Source organism: Tardiphaga sp. 20_F10_N6_6, from assembly GCF_052076045.1.
GTDB lineage: Bacteria > Pseudomonadota > Alphaproteobacteria > Rhizobiales > Xanthobacteraceae > Tardiphaga > Tardiphaga robiniae.
Genome location: NZ_CP197239.1, coordinates 1,069,252 through 1,087,694, shown reverse-complemented (window position 1 = coordinate 1,087,694; position 18,443 = coordinate 1,069,252). Strand labels below are relative to the sequence as shown.

The following is an 18,443-nucleotide window of genomic DNA, read 5'->3' as shown; positions in this document are numbered from 1 at the left end:
CTTGGGCGGAGGGACGGTAATCACTGTCATGCATGTCCGGTCATTCCGTCACCGGCATCGCGTCGTCGTTCCACTCGGGAGGTGCTCCCATTTTCCCGCCGATGAAGGCGGAAACGCCGGTGCGCCCGAAGGCGTCACAGGCAGCGTATTTAGGCTTCCCCCCAAAAGCCGAATTCACGCGCTGTAGACTGGGCGTGGACAGCTTCTTGTCGAACGGATTTTCACCGGTAATGAGGAGCTTGCTGAAATCTGCGCCGAACTCGCCCGCCAGATCGTAGGCGTCGCCGGATGCCGCAACGCGCGGTGTGCTCGTCAACATGTCGGCATCGCGAGCCCAGACGAATGCCGCTTTCTGCTGGCCTTGTACGTCGCGGGCTTCCGCTTCCACCGACAGGCCGCCCATGCCGTACGGGATCCGGGGTACGACGATGGGAAAGCCTGCACTGATGAACATCGGTGCGGCGGAGGCAACCTTGGCGGCCCCAGCGACATTCGGATCGGTGACGGTCACACGCGTCACGGTGACATGCACCGTCAGGTCGGCGGGTTGCCCGGATGGGACCACATTGAAGCGGTCGCTCAGTCCGATACAGACGGAACGGTCGACAGCATTCGCGATGACGCGACGTTGCTTGTCGGTGAGGGCGGCTCGAGATGCGGCATGAGAGAATGACGTGGGTATGATGCTGACACTCCTGGCCGCCAGGACACCGGCCTTGTCGACGCGCATCTTGGACTTGGTAGTGATGCCGTCGGCCGGCGCGAGGTCGTTATACGAGGCGAGAGACCCTGATGTCTCCAGCTGCGCCGTGGCGCATCCAGCGACAGTTGCTGTCAGAGCGTGCAGGCATATCAGTTTCAACACGTGGTTGATGGCGTTCGCGCGCATAGAGATGTCCCCCAATAGTCAGGGACACTGCGTACGGAGACAAATTGTCAGCCACATTGCGAAAGATTACGGATCGGCCGCCATTTGTTTCAGAACATTGCAGAGGGAGGCGCGCTAGTTCTTGCCCGGCATTTTCGCGGCGATGATGTCATCGGCCTTGACCCAGCCGGGCGTGCCCACGGCAAACCGCGCCTTGGCGCGCGAGGCAAGGTCGCGGGCGGTCTTGTTGTCGCCGCGAAGGAAGGCGGCCTGGGCCGACGCCAGGTCGGCCTCTGCGAGTTCGCCCTTGCGGCCATAGGCCATGGCGAGCTGCATGTAGCCGACGGGCGCTTCACTCTCACGCGTCACAGCAGTGCGCAGGATGCGGATCGCCTCGTCGGTATAGGCCTTGTTGTCGGAGGCGACGAGTGCCTGGCCGAGCATCATCTCGATCAGTGGCGCGTTGTTGGAGAGCTGCACCGCGCGGCGCAGCGGCGCGATCGCCTCATTGGGCTTGCCGCCTTCCAGCAGCGCCTGGCCGCGCAACTCGTAGAAATACGGATTGTTCGGCTGCGCCTTGATCAGCGCATCGATCTGCTCGACGGCCACGCGCAGATCGCCATGGCGATAGGTGGCGATGGCGCGGGCATATTGCGCGGGCAGGCTGGTGTCGGACGGCGGATAGCGCCGCAGCACCGTGTCGCGCTGCTCCATGAAGCCGGCGGTCTTGGCGCGCATCAGCTCGTGGCGCAGCATCAGCGCCGGATCGTCCTTCTTGTCCCAATAGGGACTCGACTTCGCAAGCTCCTCGAGGGCGGCAACGCGCTCCCGGGGCATCGGATGCGACATCATATACGGGTCGCTTCCGCGTGCTGCGAACAGGCTGTCGGTGCCGAAGCGCTGGAACGTCTCGTACATGCCCTTGGACGACTGGCCGGTCTGGTTCAGGAATTTGACGCCGGCGCGGTCGGCATTCTCTTCCTGCTGCCGCTGATAGGACAGCATCGTATTCATCATCATCGCTTGCGGCGCGGCGACCGCTGCGGCGCCGATATTGCCGGCAGCACCATTGGAGTTGCCGCCGCGCGCTCCGGCCGCCATGGCGCCGACGCCGAGCAGCATCGCCACGATCATCTGGGTCTGCGCCTGCGCCATGCGCTCGCGCAGCTTTGACAGATGGCCGCCGGCGAGATGGCCGGTTTCGTGGGCGAGCACGCCGATCAGCTGGTTCGGCGTCTGTGACTGCATCAGCGCGCCGTGATTGACGAAGATGCGGCGACCGTCAGCGACAAAGGCATTGAAGCTGGCATTGTTGATGATGACGACCTGGATGTTTTGCTTTTCGAGGCCTGCGGCGCGCAGAATCGGGCGCGTATAGTCACGCAGCAGCTGTTCGATCTCGGCGTCGCGCAGCAGGCGCGGAGCGTCGCCTTGCTGCGCTTGGGCGGCCATTGGCGTCAGCGTCAGCGTCGCCGCGGTCAGCAGCGTGGTCAGCTTCGAGAACAATCGAGATGCAGCCCTTTTAGGCTGCAGCTGCAGGTCTTTCATCATTGGCCGAGGTTCGGATTCGATATAAGCCCTAACAAGTCAAATATTGCGGCGGGAGCGCGGCGTTGCTCCCATGCCGTAACGTGCATAACGCCGCGCAAATAGCAGATTTCCATGCCAGATACGATCCTCAAAACCCGGGCACACAGCCTTCTTGCGGCGTCCGGACGCAGCGATGTTCCCCCGTTCATGGTGATGGATGTGATGGCCGCCGCGGCGCGGATCGAGGCCGCTGGCGGGCATGTGATTCACATGGAAGTCGGGCAGCCGGCAGCGCCCGCGCCCAAGGTGGCCATTGAGGCTGCGCAGGCCGCACTGGCGCACGGGCGGATTGAATATACCGCTGCGCTTGGCACCCCGTCGCTGCGCGCGCGGATCTCCAAGCATTATCGCGACGTCTATGGCTGTACGGTCGATCCGGAGCAGATCGTGGTGACCACCGGCTCCTCCGGTGCGTTCATCCTGTCCTTCCTGGCCCTGTTCGAGCCCGGCGACCGCGTCGCCGTCACCGTGCCCGGCTATCCGCCGTATCGGCATATTCTGACTGCGCTAGGCTGCGAGCCGGTGCTGATCGAAACCCATGCCGACAAGCGGCACGCCTTGACCGCCGAGGATCTGCTCGCCGCGCATCGTGAAAAGCCGCTGAAGGGCGTGCTGGTCGCGAGTCCGGCCAATCCTACGGGCACCATGATGTCGCGCGAAGCGCTCACCAGCCTGATCCACGCGGCCGATGACGCCGGCATCCGCTTCATCTCGGATGAGATCTATCATGGGCTCGATTATGCATTTCCGGCCGTGACCGCGGCCGAGCTGTCGCCGAACGCGCTGGTGATCAATTCCTTCTCGAAATACTTTTGCATGACCGGCTGGCGCGTCGGCTGGATGGTTGTGCCCAAGCCGCTGGTGCGGTCCATGGAACGGCTGCAGCAGAACCTGTCGATCTCGGTGCCGACGCTGTCGCAGATTGCGGCGGAAGCTGCGTTCGACGGTCATGCACAGATGGAAGACATCAAGCATGGCTATCAGGAGAACCGCCGCATCCTGACCGCAGGATTGCCGCAAGCCGGCCTCACGGACTTCCTACCGGCCGATGGCGCCTTCTATCTCTATGCAGACGTGTCGAAATTCACGTCGGACAGCTTCGATTTCGCCAAGCAGATGCTGGAACAGGCGCATGTCGCCGCAACACCCGGCAGCGACTTCGATCCGATCCATGGCAAGTCCTATATTCGCTTTTCGTATGCGAGCTCGACCGAGGACATGCATGAGGCGGTCGCGCGGATCAGCAAATGGCTCGGGCAGGGTGGTCCGAAGTGAGCGAGCCCATCTTGTCGGATGCATCCACCGCGAACGCGCGTCGTGTCCCCATCGCCGACGTGTGGTGGCCGGCCCGCCGCAAAGGCTTCGCCGTCGTACGGCGTGCCATAGTGCTGGCGGCGTTTGGAGTCGCGTTGTTGGCGGTTTCGGCGAAGATCAACCTGCCACTGCCCTATGTGCCGATGACCCTGCAGACGTTGGTCGTTTTGATGATCGGCGCCGTCTATGGCTGGCGCCTCGGCACGTTGACGATCATCGCCTATCTCGCCGTCGGTGCATTGGGATTGCCGGTGTTCGCCGGGCCCGTTGGCGGTCTCAAACCGCTCACAGGGGCGACGGCCGGCTTCCTGTCCGGCTTCGTCGTTGCTGCATTCGTCACGGGCTGGTTCAGCGAACGCGGATGGGATCGCTCGATGGTCCGCCTGTTCGTTGTCATGGCCATCGGCCACATCGTGATCATGGCCATGGGCTTTGCCTGGCTGGCTTACGGTATGAAGCTCGGCGCCGAGAAAGCCTGGTTGGTCGGCGTGATGCCGTTCCTGGCGGGGGCATTAGTGAAGAACACATTGGGCGCGATCCTGGTACCCGTCCTGCGCGGAATGGTTGATCGCCGGTATCGCTGAACGCTCGGCGCGATATTTGTTCGTTAATCGCCCAAGTAATTCCGTGTGGCGGCTTGCAAGAGGCCGCCCATGTGACTAATGACCGCGGCAGTAAAAATGCTCAGGGAGTTGAAGCGGAATGTCTGCGGTAACGGCAACGGCGGGTCCGGGAGTGGCCGCTCCGGTCAAAAAGCCCTGGTACAAGGTTCTCTATATTCAGGTGCTGATCGCTATCGTGATCGGTGTGCTGGTCGGGTGGCTGGAGCCTCAGTTCGCCACCAATGAATGGATCAAGGCGCTCGGCGACGGCTTCATCAAGCTGATCAAGATGGTGATCGCGCCGATCATCTTCTGTACCGTGGTGTCTGGCATTGCCCATATCCAGGACGCCAAGAAGGTCGGCCGCGTCGGCATCAAGGCGCTGGTCTATTTCGAGATTGTCTCGACCTTCGCGCTGATCCTCGGCCTTGTGATGGGCAACCTGTTCCAGGTCGGCCATGGTCTGGTGACCAAGACCGAAGGTAGCGCAGGCGCAGTCGCCAATTACGTCAAGCAGGCTGAAGCAACGAAGTCGGTCGATTTCGTGCTCAACATCATTCCTGACAGTGTCGTTGGCGCCTTCGCCAAGGGCGACATCCTGCAGGTGCTGTTGTTCGCGATCCTGTTCGGTTTTGCGCTGATGGCGCTGGGCGAGCGTGGCCACAGGTTGCGCGACATGATTGATGAGACGTCGCATGCCGTGTTCGGCGTGATCGCCATTGTCATGAAGGCAGCCCCCCTCGGAGCATTCGGCGCGATGGCCTACACCATTGGCAAGTTCGGCCCGGCGGCGCTCACCAACCTGTTGAGCCTGATCGTGCTGTTCTACGCGACCGCAGCACTGTTCGTGGTGGTCGTGCTCGGCATCATTGCCCGCATCGTCGGCTTCAACATCTTCAAGTTCATCGTCTACATCAAGGATGAGCTTTTGATCGTGCTCGGCACTTCTTCGTCGGAAAGCGCGTTGCCGCAGCTGATGGAGAAGCTGCAGCGTCTGGGCTGTTCGAAGTCGGTCGTCGGCCTCGTGGTGCCGACCGGCTATTCGTTCAACCTCGACGGCACCAACATCTACATGACCCTGGCGACGCTGTTCATCGCCCAGGCGCTCGGGGTGGATCTGTCGTTCGGCCAGCAGGTGACTATCCTGATCGTGGCGATGCTGACCTCCAAGGGTGCTTCGGGCGTCACCGGCGCCGGCTTCATCACGCTGGCAGCCACGCTGTCGGTGGTTGATCCGCGTCTGGTGCCCGGCATGGCGATCGTGTTCTCGATCGACAAATTCATGAGCGAGGTGCGCGCGCTTACCAACATCACGGGCAACGGCATTGCTACGGTGTTCGTGTCGTGGTGGGAAGGCGAGCTTGATCACGACACGATGCACGCCAATCTCAACAAGACCATCGATCCATCGGATGTCGAAACGGCAATCACGACGGACTGATCCGCAGTAGATTGCAGCACTAAAAAAGCCGCCCGGTTTTGCCGGGCGGCTTTTCGTTGTTGCGTTGAGAGCGCTTAGTCGTTGCCGAGGACGCGTGACCACCAGCCGGCTTTACGCGGCTGGCTTTCGACCGCGGGGGCCGGTGCAGCGGCAGGAGCAGGTGCCGGCTCCGGGGCTGTAGCGACGGGCGCTGCCGCGGGCTGTGGCTCCGGAGATGTCGAACCGAAGTTGACCTTTTCGCGGACCGTCGAGCGGCGGCGGGCTGCGGCTTTGTCATCTTCCTGCGGTGCCGCGGCTTCCTGCACGGGGGTAGGTGCTGCGACGGGAGCAGGAGCGACCGGCGTCGGCTCGGGCACGGCTGGAGCGAACATTGGCACGGCGTTGTGACGGCTCTGTTCGGCCTCTGGCTGTGGGGCTGCATAGGACGTCACGGTGTCTGAAGCTGCGTACTGGTGCGGCTGTGCGTCGTGGCGCGTGTCCTGACCTTCGAGATCGGCCACGGCATCGCTGGCTTCCGAGGTCTGCGTCGGTCCGAGTTCATCGGAGATCGATCCGGCCAGACCTTCGTCGTTACCACCACGCCGGCGGCGTCCGCCGCGACGGCCACGGCGACGCGGGCGACGCTCGCCATCGGCCGGCTGATCGGCACGGGCCTCACGAGGCTGATCGTCGGCCTCGTCGTCTTCACCTTCGCTGTCGTCGCCAACGGTTTCGACGTTACCTTCGACCGTGCCTTCAGCGGCGTTCTGGAGATCTCCGCCCTCGCGACCGGGAGCGCCGCCTTCGCGGGTTTCACCGGAGCGACCACGACGGCGCCGACGGCGCTTGCGCTTGCGCCCATCGCTGTCTGTATCACCGGTGGCGCTTTCACTCGAGGTCTCGTCGTCGGTGAGACCTTCGGTCTCCTCGGTTTCGATTTCGGCTTCCGTCTCGAACAGATCTTCGTCGTCGAAGGGTTCTTCTTCCAGCGGCGGCGGGAAGGCTGCGACCTGAGCCGCGAGAAGTGCCTTGGCGGCTTCCAGCGTGTGGACCTGTTCGCCGCGGTCGATCACGAAGGACTGCTGACCGCTGACATTCGGATCGGCGATGACGGCGAGGGTCACCTTGAAGCTGTTTTCGAGATCGCGCAGATGGCCACGCTTGTGGTTCAGCACATAGAGCGCGACATCGGTGCGGGTGCGCACGATCAGGTTATGCGTGGCGCCCTTCATCAGGATTTCTTCGAGGCCGCGCAGCAACTGCAGGGCCACCGACGACACCGAACGAACGTGACCGCTGCCACCGCAATGCGGGCAGATATCCGTGGAGCTTTCCAGCACGCTGGCGCGGATGCGCTGGCGCGACATTTCGAGCAGGCCGAAATGCGAGATGCGGCCGACCTGAATGCGCGCGCGATCCTGGCGCAGGCAGTCGCTCATCTTGCGTTCGACAGCGCGGTTATTGCGCTTCTCGTCCATGTCGATGAAGTCGATCACGATCAGACCGGCGAGATCGCGCAGGCGCAGCTGACGCGCGACTTCCTCGGCGGCTTCGAGATTGGTCTTTAGCGCGGTGTCTTCGATGTGGTGTTCGCGGGTCGAACGGCCCGAGTTCACGTCGATCGAGACCAGAGCTTCGGTCTGGTTGATGACGATATAGCCACCGGAGCGCAGTTGCACGGTCGGCGAGAACATTGCGTCCAACTGGCTCTCGACGCCCATGCGCGAGAATAGCGGCTGGCCGTCGCGATATTGTTTCACCGCGCGCACATTGCTCGGCATCAACATGTGCATGAAGTCGCGTGCTTCCTGATAGCCGGCTTCGCCAGCGACCTGAATTTCGTCGATTTCCTTGTTGTAGAGGTCGCGCAGCGAACGCTTGATCAGCGAGCCTTCCTCGTAGACGAGGGTCGGGGCCTGCGACTTCAGCGTCATGTCGCGGACGGTTTCCCACATCCGGATCAGGTATTCGAAGTCGCGCTTGATTTCCGGTTTGGTGCGCGAGGCCCCGGCGGTGCGCAGGATGATCCCCATGCCTTCCGGCACGTCGAGGTCCGACACCACTTCCTTGAGACGCGAACGATCCTGTGCCGAGGTGATCTTGCGCGAGATGCCGCCGCCACGGGCAGTGTTCGGCATCAGCACGGCGTAGCGGCCGGCGAGCGACAGGTAGGTGGTCAGCGCAGCGCCCTTGTTGCCGCGCTCTTCCTTGACGACCTGTACCAGCATGACCTGGCGACGCTTGATGACTTCCTGGATCTTGTACTGGCGACGCGGACGGAAGGCTCGCTCGGGCACTTCCTCGAGAACGTCGTCACCGCCGACGGATTCGACCTGATCCTCTTCGGCCTCTTCCTCGCCGTCGTCTTCGTCTTCCTCGTCGTCGTCGTGTTCGTCGCTGTCAGCGGCAGCGGTGTGCTCACCCTCGGCGCGCTCTTCGTGGTGAACGTCCTCGGCATGCGCCGCGTTCTCTTCGGCGTGAGCGGCCTGAATCTGTTCGTCATGCGCGTGATCATTATGCGCTTCGGCGGCGACTGGCGCCGGCGTCTCCGCAACGGCTTCGACCGGTGCAGGCGAGAAGCCTGCCGAAACAGGCTGTTCGGTCACAGGCTCCGATGCAACGACCTCGGACACGACGACCTCGGGAGCCGCAGCTTCGGCAGCGACGCTCTCGGACGCGACCGGTGCGGTGGCATGATCGTGGTGATCATGGTCGTGCGCATGATCGCCTGCGGCGTGCTCATGCGCGTGGGTATGCTCGTGACCGTCATGGTCATGATGGTCGTGATCGGCAGCGTGGTGCCCGTCATCATGGGCATGATCATGAGGATGGCTGTGGACCTCGAAGGCCGGATCGCGCGGCTGTTCGGCCTGCGACGGATCGATCGCTGTCGTATCGACGACATCGCTCTGCACCCGCTCGCCACGGTCGCGGCGACGGGAGTTGCGATGACGCGAGCGCTTACGGTTGGAGCGGTTTTCGGTCTCTTCCTCAGCTTCGCGATGGGCCCGTTCATCCGCCTCGATCAGCGCCTGACGGTCGGCGACCGGGATCTGGTAATAGTCCGGATGGATTTCGCTGAAAGCGAGAAAGCCGTGGCGGTTGCCACCGTATTCGATGAACGCGGCCTGCAGCGACGGTTCGACGCGCGTGACCTTGGCGAGGTAGATATTGCCGCGGAGCTGCTTGCGCTGCGCAGTCTCGAAATCAAACTCTTCGACGCGATTGCCGCGAACCACGACGACCCGGGTCTCTTCCGGGTGGGTCGCATCGATCAACATTTTGTTTGGCATTTGGAAGCTCATGGAGGCGGACGGCGTGCGTGGCGGCAAGCGCGTATCGCGCAGCCGGGTGACGCAACGGTCCACCTGATTCGGGGGTGAGGGGAAGGCCGAAACACAGCCCTGAACGCCGTGCCGATCGCGAGGTCAGTGCGGGGCGACGCGCGAGGCTTGGGCCTCGCATCGGCATAGTTCCCACCTGGGTCTCGGTCGGCATCACAGTCTGGCGCATCAAGCGTCGGCCCGTCTGAACATCTTGGCGGCAAAGGCGCCGCCTTTTGCTGACGTCCGGCGCGCCGCAGAACGCGGTCACCGGCTGTCGCATACTCCGCCCGTAAGGCCGGAATAATCGGTCATGAAGTGTCTAAAGCCGCCCCGGGAGCGAGAAAGGACCTGGGACCGGACACCGCCTGGGCTAAGACCGCCTCTCTGGGCAACCGCGCGCTGCGCTGGTTGTAGAGAGGAGGCCGGAAAACGCTGGATCCACCGATAGATGGTCGGGGGAACGAGCGTTGCACCGGGAGGCTGAACGCGACACAACCGGGAGTTAAACCGTCAGCTCTTCGTACATACGAGGAATGGGGGTCGCATGCAAGGGAAGCGTCACAAGGCTGCAACACTCAGGCTTATTCGATATGGCCGACTTAAGCTCTGGTTAACCCTGCAATCCTATTGGGTTAATGAGGGGCTGCTTCGGAGGCAGTGGATTCGTTGACGAGCCGCGCAAACCACATCGTCAGGCTGGCCACGGTGCTCTTCAGTGCCGGTTTTGGACTGTTTTGGTGCCCGAACTCCGCCCAGGCCGCCGGCGAGGCGCCACGCGCGGAAGTCGAGGGCGTTTTTCCGATCGCCTCCGACGTGCGGATCGCCGGTGACGAGAAACAGACCCGTTTCATTCTCGATCTCGACCGGAAGATCCCGCTGCGTGCCTTTGCGCTGGCTGACCCATATCGGGTGGTCATCGATCTTCCCCAGGTCAATTTCCATCTCGATCCCGGCGCCGGGACGGTCTCCCGCGGCCTGATCAAGGCGTTCCGCTACGGTCTGGTGATGCCGGGCGGGTCGCGCATGGTGTTTGACCTGACCGGACCGGCCAAGATCAAGAATTCCTACGCGCTCGATCCCGCTAACGGGCAGCCGGCGCGGATGGTGATCGAACTCGAATCGGTCGATCGCACCACATTCGTACAGGCGCTGGCGGTTGAGAATCGCCCGGATCTGCGACCGGCCGTCGGAACGACTGCTGCGGCGTCTCCGGTTGCCACCAAGGTGGTCGCCAGCGCGGTGCCCGATGCCGCGCCGGACGCCCGTCCAGTCATCGTGATCGATCCCGGTCATGGCGGTATCGACAACGGCACCCAGGCCGGCGGCGAGAGCGAGAAGGGGATCGTGCTGGGTTTCGGTCTGGCCCTGCGTGACCGTCTGGAGAAGCTTGGCAAATACCGCATCGTCATGACCCGCGCCGACGATACGTTCATCCCCCTGGATGAACGGGTGAAGGTGGCGCGCAACCAGTCGGCTGCCTTGTTTGTCTCCATCCATGCCGACGCATTGCCGCGAGGCGAGGGGGATGCGCAGGGCGCCACCGTTTACACACTGTCTGACAAGGCCTCCGACGCGGAGGCGGAGCGGCTGGCAGACTCGGAAAACAAGGCCGACGCCATCGCCGGCGTCAATCTGACGGAAGAGCCAACCGACGTTGCCGACATTCTGATCGACTTGGCGCAGCGCGAAACCCGGACCTTCTCAAACCGCTTTGCCCGGCTGGTGGTGGGCGAGATGAAGACCACGGCGCGGATGCATAAGCATCCCCTGAAATCGGCAGGTTTCCGCGTCCTCAAGGCCCCGGACGTCCCCTCAGTGCTGATCGAATTGGGTTACGTGTCCAACAAGGACGATCTCCAGCAGCTGATGTCCGAGAACTGGCGCTCCAAGACCGTCGGGGCGGTCGCCAAGGCGATCGACGGGTTCTTCTCCAAGCGGATGGTCTCTGCCGGCCCGGGAAACTGACGACCGGAACTGAAAATGACAAATCTTTCAGTACGAAAGCCCCGGCCTTCAGTATGAAAGCCCTAGTTTGGCCACAGCCGGCGCTCTATAAAAATTTCCGGGCGGCTGTCAGAATCGGTCAAGACTGACGGCCATTTTTTGGGTTGTCTCCTTGCTGATTTTTGCCGCGGGACTTTTTGCTGACTTCACGCCCATAGGGCTGCCGTATGCTATATTGCGGCACAGCGATTGAAACGGATCGTCGATAATGCGTCTGCTGGTGCGGTTTATGGGTTTCTTGTTCGCCGCAGGAACCGTGGTGTTCCTGGTGGGCGTCGCCGCCGCAGCCGGGCTGATCTGGCATTATTCCAAGGACTTACCCGATTATTCGCAGCTTCAGGATTATGAGCCGCCGGTGATGACGCGCGTCCATGCGGCGGACGGTGCACTGCTTGGCGAATACTCCAAGGAGCGCCGGCTCTATCTGCCGATTCAAGCCGTGCCGAAGCTGGTGATCAACGCTTTCCTCGCGGCCGAAGACAAGAATTTCTACGAGCATGGCGGCCTCGATTATTCGGGCATGGCGCGCGCAATGGTGCTTTACGCGCAGAACCTTGGCTCCAACCGCCGGCCGCAGGGCGCATCGACGATCACGCAGCAGGTTGCGAAGAACTTCCTTCTGACCAACGAGGTCTCCTTCACCCGCAAGATCAAGGAAGCCTTGCTGGCGATGCGCATCGAGCGCACCTATTCGAAGGACAAGATTCTCGAATTGTATCTCAACGAAATCTATCTCGGCCTCGGTGCCTATGGCATCGCCGCCGCCTCGCTGGTCTATTTCGACAAGTCGGTGAACGAACTGACCGTGTCGGAAGCGGCGTATCTCGCAGCTTTGCCGAAGGCGCCGTCGTCGCTGCATCCGATCAAGAACCGCGACCGTGCCATCGAGCGCCGCAACTATGTGGTTGATCGTCTGCTGGAGAACGGCTGGATCAAGCAGGCCGATGCCGACAAGGCGCGCAAGGAGACGCTGAGCGTCACCGGCCGCAACAGTTCGGGTCACATCTTTGCCGGCGAGTATTTTGCCGAGGAAGTGCGCCGCGACATCCTGGAACGCTACGGCGAAAAGAAACTCTATGAGGGCGGCCTGTCGGTCCGTACCACACTGGATCCCAAGCTGCAGGTCATGGCGCGCAAGACCATGACCAACGGCCTGATCAATTTCGACGAGGTGCGTGGCTGGCGCGGGGCGACCAACAAGATCGATATTTCCGGTGACTGGGGCGTGAAGCTCGCCGAGGTCAAAGCGCTGTCCGACATCGCGCCGTGGAAGCTCGCTGTCGTGCTGGATGTCAGTGATCAGTCGGCGCGGATCGGCTTTCAGCCGGGCCGTGAACTCGGCGGTGCCGTGCTCAAGGATCGCCAGACCGGCATCCTCACGTTGGATGGCGTGCGCTGGGCCAAACCCGCCGCCGGCCCGACAAAGGGCAAAACACCGACGGCCGTGTCGCAGGTTTTGGCCGCGGGCGACGTCATCTATGTCGATCCGCTCACAAACAAGGACGGCTCGGTCGTCGAAGGCCAGTTCCGGCTGCGGCAGTATCCGGAAGTGTCCGGCGCCATGGTTGCGATGGATCCTTTGACCGGACGTGTGCTCGCCATGGTCGGCGGCTTCTCGTTCGACCAGAGCCAGTTCAACCGCGCCACGCAGGCCTATCGTCAGCCCGGCTCATCCTTCAAGCCGCTGGTCTATTCGGCAGCGATGGACAATGGCTACACGCCGTCCACCGTCGTGGTCGACGCGCCGATCGAGATCGATCAAGGGCAGGGCGCCGGGGTGTGGCGTCCGGAAAACTATTCGACCGGCAAGTATTACGGCCCGGTGACGCTGCGTAATGCATTGATGCGCTCGCTGAACACCGTGACAGTGCGACTGGCGCAGGACGTCGGCATGCCGCTGATCGGCGAATATGCCAAGCGATTCGGCGTCTATGATGAATTGCCGAACTATCTCTCCTATGCGCTCGGCGCCGGTGAAACGACCGTCATGCGGATGGTGACGGCCTACTCGATGTTCGCCAATGGCGGTCGCCGCGTGAAGTCGACGCTGATCGACCGTATTCAGGACCGCTACGGGCATACGATTTTCAAGCATGACCAGCGCGAATGCCGCGGCTGCGACGCGCCGGAGGGTTGGAAGAACCAGGCCGAGCCGCAGCTCGTCGATCGCCGCGAGCAGGTGCTCGACGCCATGACCGCCTACCAGATCACCTCGATGATGGAAGGCGTCGTGCAGGGCGGCACGGCGACTGTGCTCCGCGAAGTCGGCAAGCCTATCGCCGGCAAGACCGGCACGACCAATGACGAGAAGGATGCCTGGTTCATCGGCTTCTCGCCTGACGTCGTGGTCGGTATCTATGTCGGTTACGACAAGCCCCGGAACCTCGGCAACAAGGCCACCGGCGGTGCGCTGGCTGCGCCGATTGCGAAGGACTTCATGAAGCTTGCGCTCGCCGACAAGCCGGCCGTGCCGTTCCGCGTGCCTGCCGGCATCAAGCTGATCCGCGTCGACGCCAAGTCGGGCATGCGCGCCGGACCGGGCGATGGCGGCCGCACCATCCTCGAGGCCTTCAAGCCCGGCACGGCGCCGCCGGACAACTATTCTGTGATCGGTGTCGCCGATGCCGATGGTCGTTCGCTCTCGGTGTCGCCGGAAACCGACCGCAGTTTCATGCGACCGGGAACGGGCGGGCTGTATTGAGGCTCATCTGACCCCACAGCAGATCCTTGCGGATTGCGCTTTGCCGCGCACGCCGCTACATCCCGATCACCATTCGTATTGCGGCTGATGCCGCCAGATCAGAGTTTCCATGCGCGCTGAAATCGAACGCCTCGTAGAAGAGATCAAGCAGTCAGTCGGGCTGCTGAGGAGGCATCTTTGACGTCGATGCATCCACGGCACGACTTGCAGAGCTGAACGCTCTCGCCGAAGATCCCAATCTCTGGAACGACCCCCAAAAGGCCCAGCGCCTGATGCAGGAGCGCACCTCGCTTGAGGACTCGCTTCAAGGCATCGGCAAGGTCACGCGTGAACTCGACGACAACGTCGAGATGATCGAACTCGGCGAGGCCGAGGGCGACCAGAGCGTCGTGACGGAAGCCGAGAATGCGCTCAAGGCGCTGAAGAAAGAGGTCGCGCGCCGCGAGCTGGAAGCGCTACTCTCTGGCGAGGCCGATCGCTTCGACACCTATCTCGAAGTCCATGCCGGCGCCGGCGGCACCGAGAGCCAGGACTGGGCCTCGATGCTGCTGCGCATGTATACGCGCTGGGCTGAAAAGCACGGTTTCAAGATCGAGTATCTCGAAGAGACGCAGGGTGAAGAAGCCGGCATCAAATCGGCGACGATCCAGATCTCCGGCCACAACGCCTATGGCTGGCTGAAGACCGAAGGCGGCGTGCATCGTCTGGTGCGTATCTCGCCTTACGACTCCAATGCCCGTCGTCACACCTCGTTCTCGAGCGTCGCGATCTTTCCGGTCGTGGACGACAGCATCAAGATCGACATCAACGAATCCGATGTACGCGTCGATACGATGCGCTCGGGCGGCGCCGGCGGTCAGCACGTCAACAAGACGGAATCTGCCGTACGTCTGACGCATATTCCGAGCGGTGTGGCCGTGGTTTGTCAGGCCGGCCGTTCGCAGCACAAGAACAAGGCCCAGGCCTGGGACATGCTGCGCGCGCGTCTCTACGAGATCGAGCTGAAGAAGCGCGAGGAGAAGGCCGCTGCCGATCAGGCTGCCAAGACCGATATCGGCTGGGGTCACCAGATCCGCTCTTACGTGCTGCAGCCCTATCAGATGGTGAAGGATCTGCGCACCGGCGTGCAGACGTCGGATACCTCCGGCGTGCTCGACGGCGACCTTGACGAGTTCATGGCGGCGACACTGGCGCAGCGCGCCTTCGGCACCTCGCCAGGTGCCATCGACGACGTGGATTAAGCCATGCCCCAAGTTTTGCCCCATGTTGCGTTCATCGGTTTGGGACGCATGGGGCACGGCATGGCCGGCCGCTATCTCGAAGCTGGTTTCAGCGTTGCCGTCTGGAATCGGAGCAGGGCGAAAGCAGAAGATCTGATCGCACGTGGCGCACGCTGGGCAGCTTCGCCGGCGGATGCAGCCGAAGGCGCCGATGCCATCGTCACGATGGTCGCCGATGACGAGTCTTCACAGACTGTGTGGCTCGGCACTGATGGTGCCGGGCGAACCGCGGAGGCGGGCGCGCTGGCGATCGAATGTTCGACGGTGTCGCACCAGCATGCGCTCGATCTTGCGAAAGTGCTGCAGGAACGCGGGCTGACCTACATCGATTGCCCTGTCACTGGTCTGCCGGATGCGGCTGCGAGCGGCAAGCTCACGCTGCTGGTCGGCGCGGATACTGCGGACCTCGACAAGGCCCGGCCGTTTCTGGCGCCGATCGGATCGACGATCCGGCATTTCGGCCCCATCGGATCGGGTACAGTTTACAAGCTGATCAACAACCTGATGGGCGCGATCCATATAGCTGGGCTCGCCGAAGGTCTGGCCATTGCAGAACATGCCGGGCTGGACATGAAGCTGGTGTTGGAGTCCATCGCGAGCGGCGTCGCGGCAAGCCCACAGGTGCTGCGACATGCGCCGCGAATGTTGGCGCGCGATTATTCAGGCGCATCCTTCACCGCTGCACTGCGCCATAAGGATGCGGCCTATGCGGTGAGATTGGCGGAGCAGCTTTTGCAGGCGAGGCCCCTGGTCGGCGCAGCGGCTGTTGAAGCCTATGAAAAGGCGAAGGCTTTCGCGCCAGACGATGACGAAGCCAAAATGATCGAGCTCATCTCGCAACCGAGAGACGGCTGAGTAAGCTAACCCGCCCGCCAAAGTCTGCGGCGTCTTGAAACAGTCGCGTCGCTGCGCGGCCGCTTCCGTTCTTCTTGTCACCCGATATCATCCGCGTGCCGGAACTCAACATCCGGCGCTGGCTTATCCTGACGCCGCATGTCGCGGTGTCATGAATTCAACGGGGTGTGGGGCATGAAGAAGATCATTCCAATTCTTGCTGTTGGCGTTGCATTGATGCTGGGCGCCTGCGGCCGCGATCCCGGACCAGCAGGTCCGAAGGGCGAAACCGGCGCGCAGGGGCCGGCCGGCCCGCAGGGTGCGCAAGGCGTTCAGGGCATTCCCGGCGCGCAGGGACAGGCGGGTGCACAGGGACCGCAAGGTCCGCAGGGTACGCCCGGCGCCAAGGGTGACAAGGGTGATGTAGCACCAGTGAGCTTCCGCGCGGTGCAGGCAGATGGCGCGATTAGCTGCGAGGCGACAGAGACGCTGGTGTCCGTTGTCTGCCCGAGTGGCGGTGCACCTGATGGCACCAAGTGCACCACGACGCCAACCGTTGGTCTCTGCCTGAAGAAGTAATCGTGTGGCAGATTGAAATCGGCTGCTAGCCAACAGGTCCCTCGCTCGCAGGTGAGCGGGGGCCTTCAAACTTGCGGACGCGTGCTAGGCCTTGCCGTCGCTGCGTCGTCCGTAACTCGGAGGCACCGAAATCACGAGGTAGTATTCACACCGGCGCGCGGTCTTGTTCTCGAACCAGTGCTCGACATCGACTTCGAAATACAGCGAGTCACCCTCGTCCAGAACCGTCTCGGTATCCTTGGTGCGCACGGTGACGCGTCCGTGCGTGGCAAGGACGTGTTTGGATGTGCCCTGCGGGTAGGCGGGCAATTTGCCGGTCGAGGTTTTCGGGGGCAGGTGATGCAGGACGACTTCCACTGCCATGCCGGCCATGACGGGCGACAGCAGGAAGCGCTCGAAGCCCGTCTTTGAATCGCGAAAGATCTGGCGTTGATCCTTGCGCACCACAGCGAAGGCCCGGCGCGGCGCGTCGTCGTCGCCCATCAGCGTCGAGAACGATGTTTCCAGAGCCAGCGCGATACGTCGCGCGACCCCGATCGTCGGGCTCTTCTCGCCGCGCTCGACTTTCGACAGCATCGCCCGACTGACACCGGACTGCTTGGAGAACTGCTCCAGGGTCAGGTTGGCCTGTTCACGCAATATGCGAACCCGATCGCCGAATGCGCGACTGACGGGGTCTTCGCGAACGACCTTCCGCGTCGCCGGTTTCGCCATATCGGGTGCTGCTCCAATGTCATTCGCGGATGTAATCCGCCGGTGATTCCATCTTAGGCGCCGTTGCTCGCCATGTCACATCCTGCTGCGGCAGATGACCGCGTGCGTCTTCTAAAGAATAAATAGCCGGGATGATCAGCTTGCCAAAATCTTCTATCGAAGATAGGTGTATCTTTAGAAGATGCCGGCGATCCATTCGCCGGACAAGCAGACATATCAGGAGGAAGAATGCACCTTGTTACTTTCCTGCATGAGGGCCGGGCCACGGTCGGCATTGCAGATCAGGCGCTCACTCAGGTCTCGCCGCTGCCGCGCGACGTTGCCCCCGATATGATTGCGCTAATTGCCAATTTCGATAGCCTGAAGGGTACGCTTACCGCTTCAGCGGGCGCGCCCCTTCCTATCGCCAGCGTCGAGCTTCTTGCGCCAATCCCGCGCCCGGCACGCAACGTGTTTTGCGTTGGCAAGAACTACCATGAGCACGCGAAGGAATTCGCGGGTAGTGGTTTCGACTCCTCGGCAAAGGAAGTCGTGCCGGAAGCGCCAGTCATCTTCACGAAGCCGTCGAGCACGGTGATCGGTTCCGGCAAGTCGATTCCGAATTATCTCGATCCGACCGACAGCACCGACTACGAAGGCGAGCTGACGGTCGTCATCGGGCGTGGCGGCCGCGGCATCAAGAAGCAAGACGCGCTGGCGCATGTGTTCGGTTACACGATCATCAATGACGTCACGGCACGCACGCTGCAGCACAAGCATCGCCAGTGGTTCATCGGCAAGGGCATCGACGGTTTCTGCCCGATGGGTCCCGCGATCCTAACTGCTGACGAGATGCCCGACCCGACGAAAATGCGACTGACGACATCCGTCAACGGCGAAAAGCGCCAGGATGCGTCGGTGACCGATCTCATCTTCGACATTCCGACGCTGATCGAGACGCTCTCGGCAGGGATCACGCTGGAGCCGGGCGATCTGATCGCGACCGGAACGCCGGCCGGCGTCGGCCTCGGCTTCACGCCGCCGCGCTTCCTGAAGAAGGGCGACGTGGTTACGATCGAGGTCAGCGGCATCGGCAAACTCGAAAACCCGGTCGGCTGATTAAGCCTACATCGGTTGCGGTTTTGATGAAGAGGCGCGGGGCATCATCTGCCCCACGCTCAATTCTGCGAGCTTCAACAACTTAGAGCTTTGAAAGAGCTCCAGGGCGCGCA

13 protein-coding genes are annotated in these 18,443 nt (G+C 62.3%); 9 read left to right on the top strand and 4 right to left on the bottom strand.

Annotated features, from left to right (window positions below; translation table 11 throughout):
- Positions 1 to 40: 40 nt before the first annotated feature.
- Together AB7813_RS05155 and AB7813_RS05150 are read right to left on the bottom strand one after the other, a co-directional pair.
- A complete protein-coding gene (locus AB7813_RS05155) occupies positions 41 to 889 on the bottom strand; it encodes a DUF3313 family protein (protein WP_184516964.1) in 849 nt (282 codons plus the stop codon).
- A gap of 114 nt (positions 890 to 1,003) precedes the next feature.
- Positions 1,004 to 2,416, bottom strand: a complete 1,413-nt coding sequence (locus AB7813_RS05150; RefSeq protein ID WP_439084227.1) for a M48 family metalloprotease — start codon at positions 2,414 to 2,416, stop codon at positions 1,004 to 1,006.
- Positions 2,417 to 2,530: 114 nt separating this feature from the next.
- Here AB7813_RS05150 and AB7813_RS05145 point away from each other — a divergent pair, with 114 nt between their 5' ends.
- From AB7813_RS05145 to AB7813_RS05135, 3 genes are all read left to right on the top strand, one after another.
- Positions 2,531 to 3,733, top strand: a complete 1,203-nt coding sequence (locus AB7813_RS05145; protein ID WP_184516961.1) for a pyridoxal phosphate-dependent aminotransferase — start codon at positions 2,531 to 2,533, stop codon at positions 3,731 to 3,733.
- An 11-nt stretch (positions 3,734 to 3,744) separates the two neighbouring features.
- Positions 3,745 to 4,356 carry a biotin transporter BioY gene (locus AB7813_RS05140; RefSeq protein WP_439064630.1) on the top strand — a complete coding sequence of 204 codons (612 nt, stop codon included), beginning with the start codon at positions 3,745 to 3,747 and terminating at the stop codon, positions 4,354 to 4,356.
- 118 nt (positions 4,357 to 4,474) lie between these two features.
- Positions 4,475 to 5,815: a dicarboxylate/amino acid:cation symporter gene (locus tag AB7813_RS05135; RefSeq protein ID WP_089264122.1), complete on the top strand. Its 1,341-nt coding sequence runs from the start codon at positions 4,475 to 4,477 to the stop codon at positions 5,813 to 5,815.
- A 74-nt stretch (positions 5,816 to 5,889) separates the two neighbouring features.
- Here AB7813_RS05135 and AB7813_RS05130 read toward each other — a convergent pair whose 3' ends face one another.
- On the bottom strand, positions 5,890 to 9,087 hold the full coding sequence (locus AB7813_RS05130) for an Rne/Rng family ribonuclease (RefSeq protein WP_439063971.1): 3,198 nt from the start codon (positions 9,085 to 9,087) through the stop codon (positions 5,890 to 5,892).
- 699 nt (positions 9,088 to 9,786) lie between these two features.
- On the opposite strand from AB7813_RS05130, the gene AB7813_RS05125 reads away from it, so the two are divergent.
- From AB7813_RS05125 to AB7813_RS05105, 5 genes are all read left to right on the top strand, one after another.
- On the top strand, positions 9,787 to 11,085 hold the full coding sequence (locus tag AB7813_RS05125) for an N-acetylmuramoyl-L-alanine amidase (protein ID WP_439063970.1): 1,299 nt from the start codon (positions 9,787 to 9,789) through the stop codon (positions 11,083 to 11,085).
- Positions 11,086 to 11,332: 247 nt separating this feature from the next.
- The gene (locus AB7813_RS05120; protein ID WP_320444266.1) at positions 11,333 to 13,825 is read left to right on the top strand and encodes a penicillin-binding protein 1A; all 2,493 of its coding nucleotides are present in this window, start codon (positions 11,333 to 11,335) and stop codon (positions 13,823 to 13,825) included.
- A 109-nt stretch (positions 13,826 to 13,934) separates the two neighbouring features.
- Positions 13,935 to 15,066 (top strand): peptide chain release factor 2 gene (prfB, locus tag AB7813_RS05115; RefSeq protein ID WP_120289384.1). Its coding sequence is split into 2 segments (ribosomal slippage): positions 13,935 to 14,003 and positions 14,005 to 15,066, totalling 1,131 coding nucleotides; the frame shifts between segments, so codons are not numbered across the junction.
- Between the two features lie 15 nt (positions 15,067 to 15,081).
- Positions 15,082 to 15,960, top strand: a complete 879-nt coding sequence (locus tag AB7813_RS05110; RefSeq protein WP_439084228.1) for an NAD(P)-dependent oxidoreductase — start codon at positions 15,082 to 15,084, stop codon at positions 15,958 to 15,960.
- A gap of 174 nt (positions 15,961 to 16,134) precedes the next feature.
- Positions 16,135 to 16,518 (top strand): hypothetical protein, encoded by a 384-nt coding sequence (locus tag AB7813_RS05105; protein ID WP_246297915.1) that lies wholly within the window; start codon positions 16,135 to 16,137, stop codon positions 16,516 to 16,518.
- 84 nt (positions 16,519 to 16,602) lie between these two features.
- Here the strand turns inward: AB7813_RS05105 and AB7813_RS05100 are convergent, their stop codons facing one another.
- Positions 16,603 to 17,232 carry a helix-turn-helix domain-containing protein gene (locus AB7813_RS05100; RefSeq protein ID WP_089264128.1) on the bottom strand — a complete coding sequence of 210 codons (630 nt, stop codon included), beginning with the start codon at positions 17,230 to 17,232 and terminating at the stop codon, positions 16,603 to 16,605.
- A 228-nt stretch (positions 17,233 to 17,460) separates the two neighbouring features.
- Here AB7813_RS05100 and AB7813_RS05095 point away from each other — a divergent pair, with 228 nt between their 5' ends.
- Positions 17,461 to 18,330 carry a fumarylacetoacetate hydrolase family protein gene (locus AB7813_RS05095; protein WP_093758407.1) on the top strand — a complete coding sequence of 290 codons (870 nt, stop codon included), beginning with the start codon at positions 17,461 to 17,463 and terminating at the stop codon, positions 18,328 to 18,330.
- Positions 18,331 to 18,443: the final 113 nt, after the last annotated feature.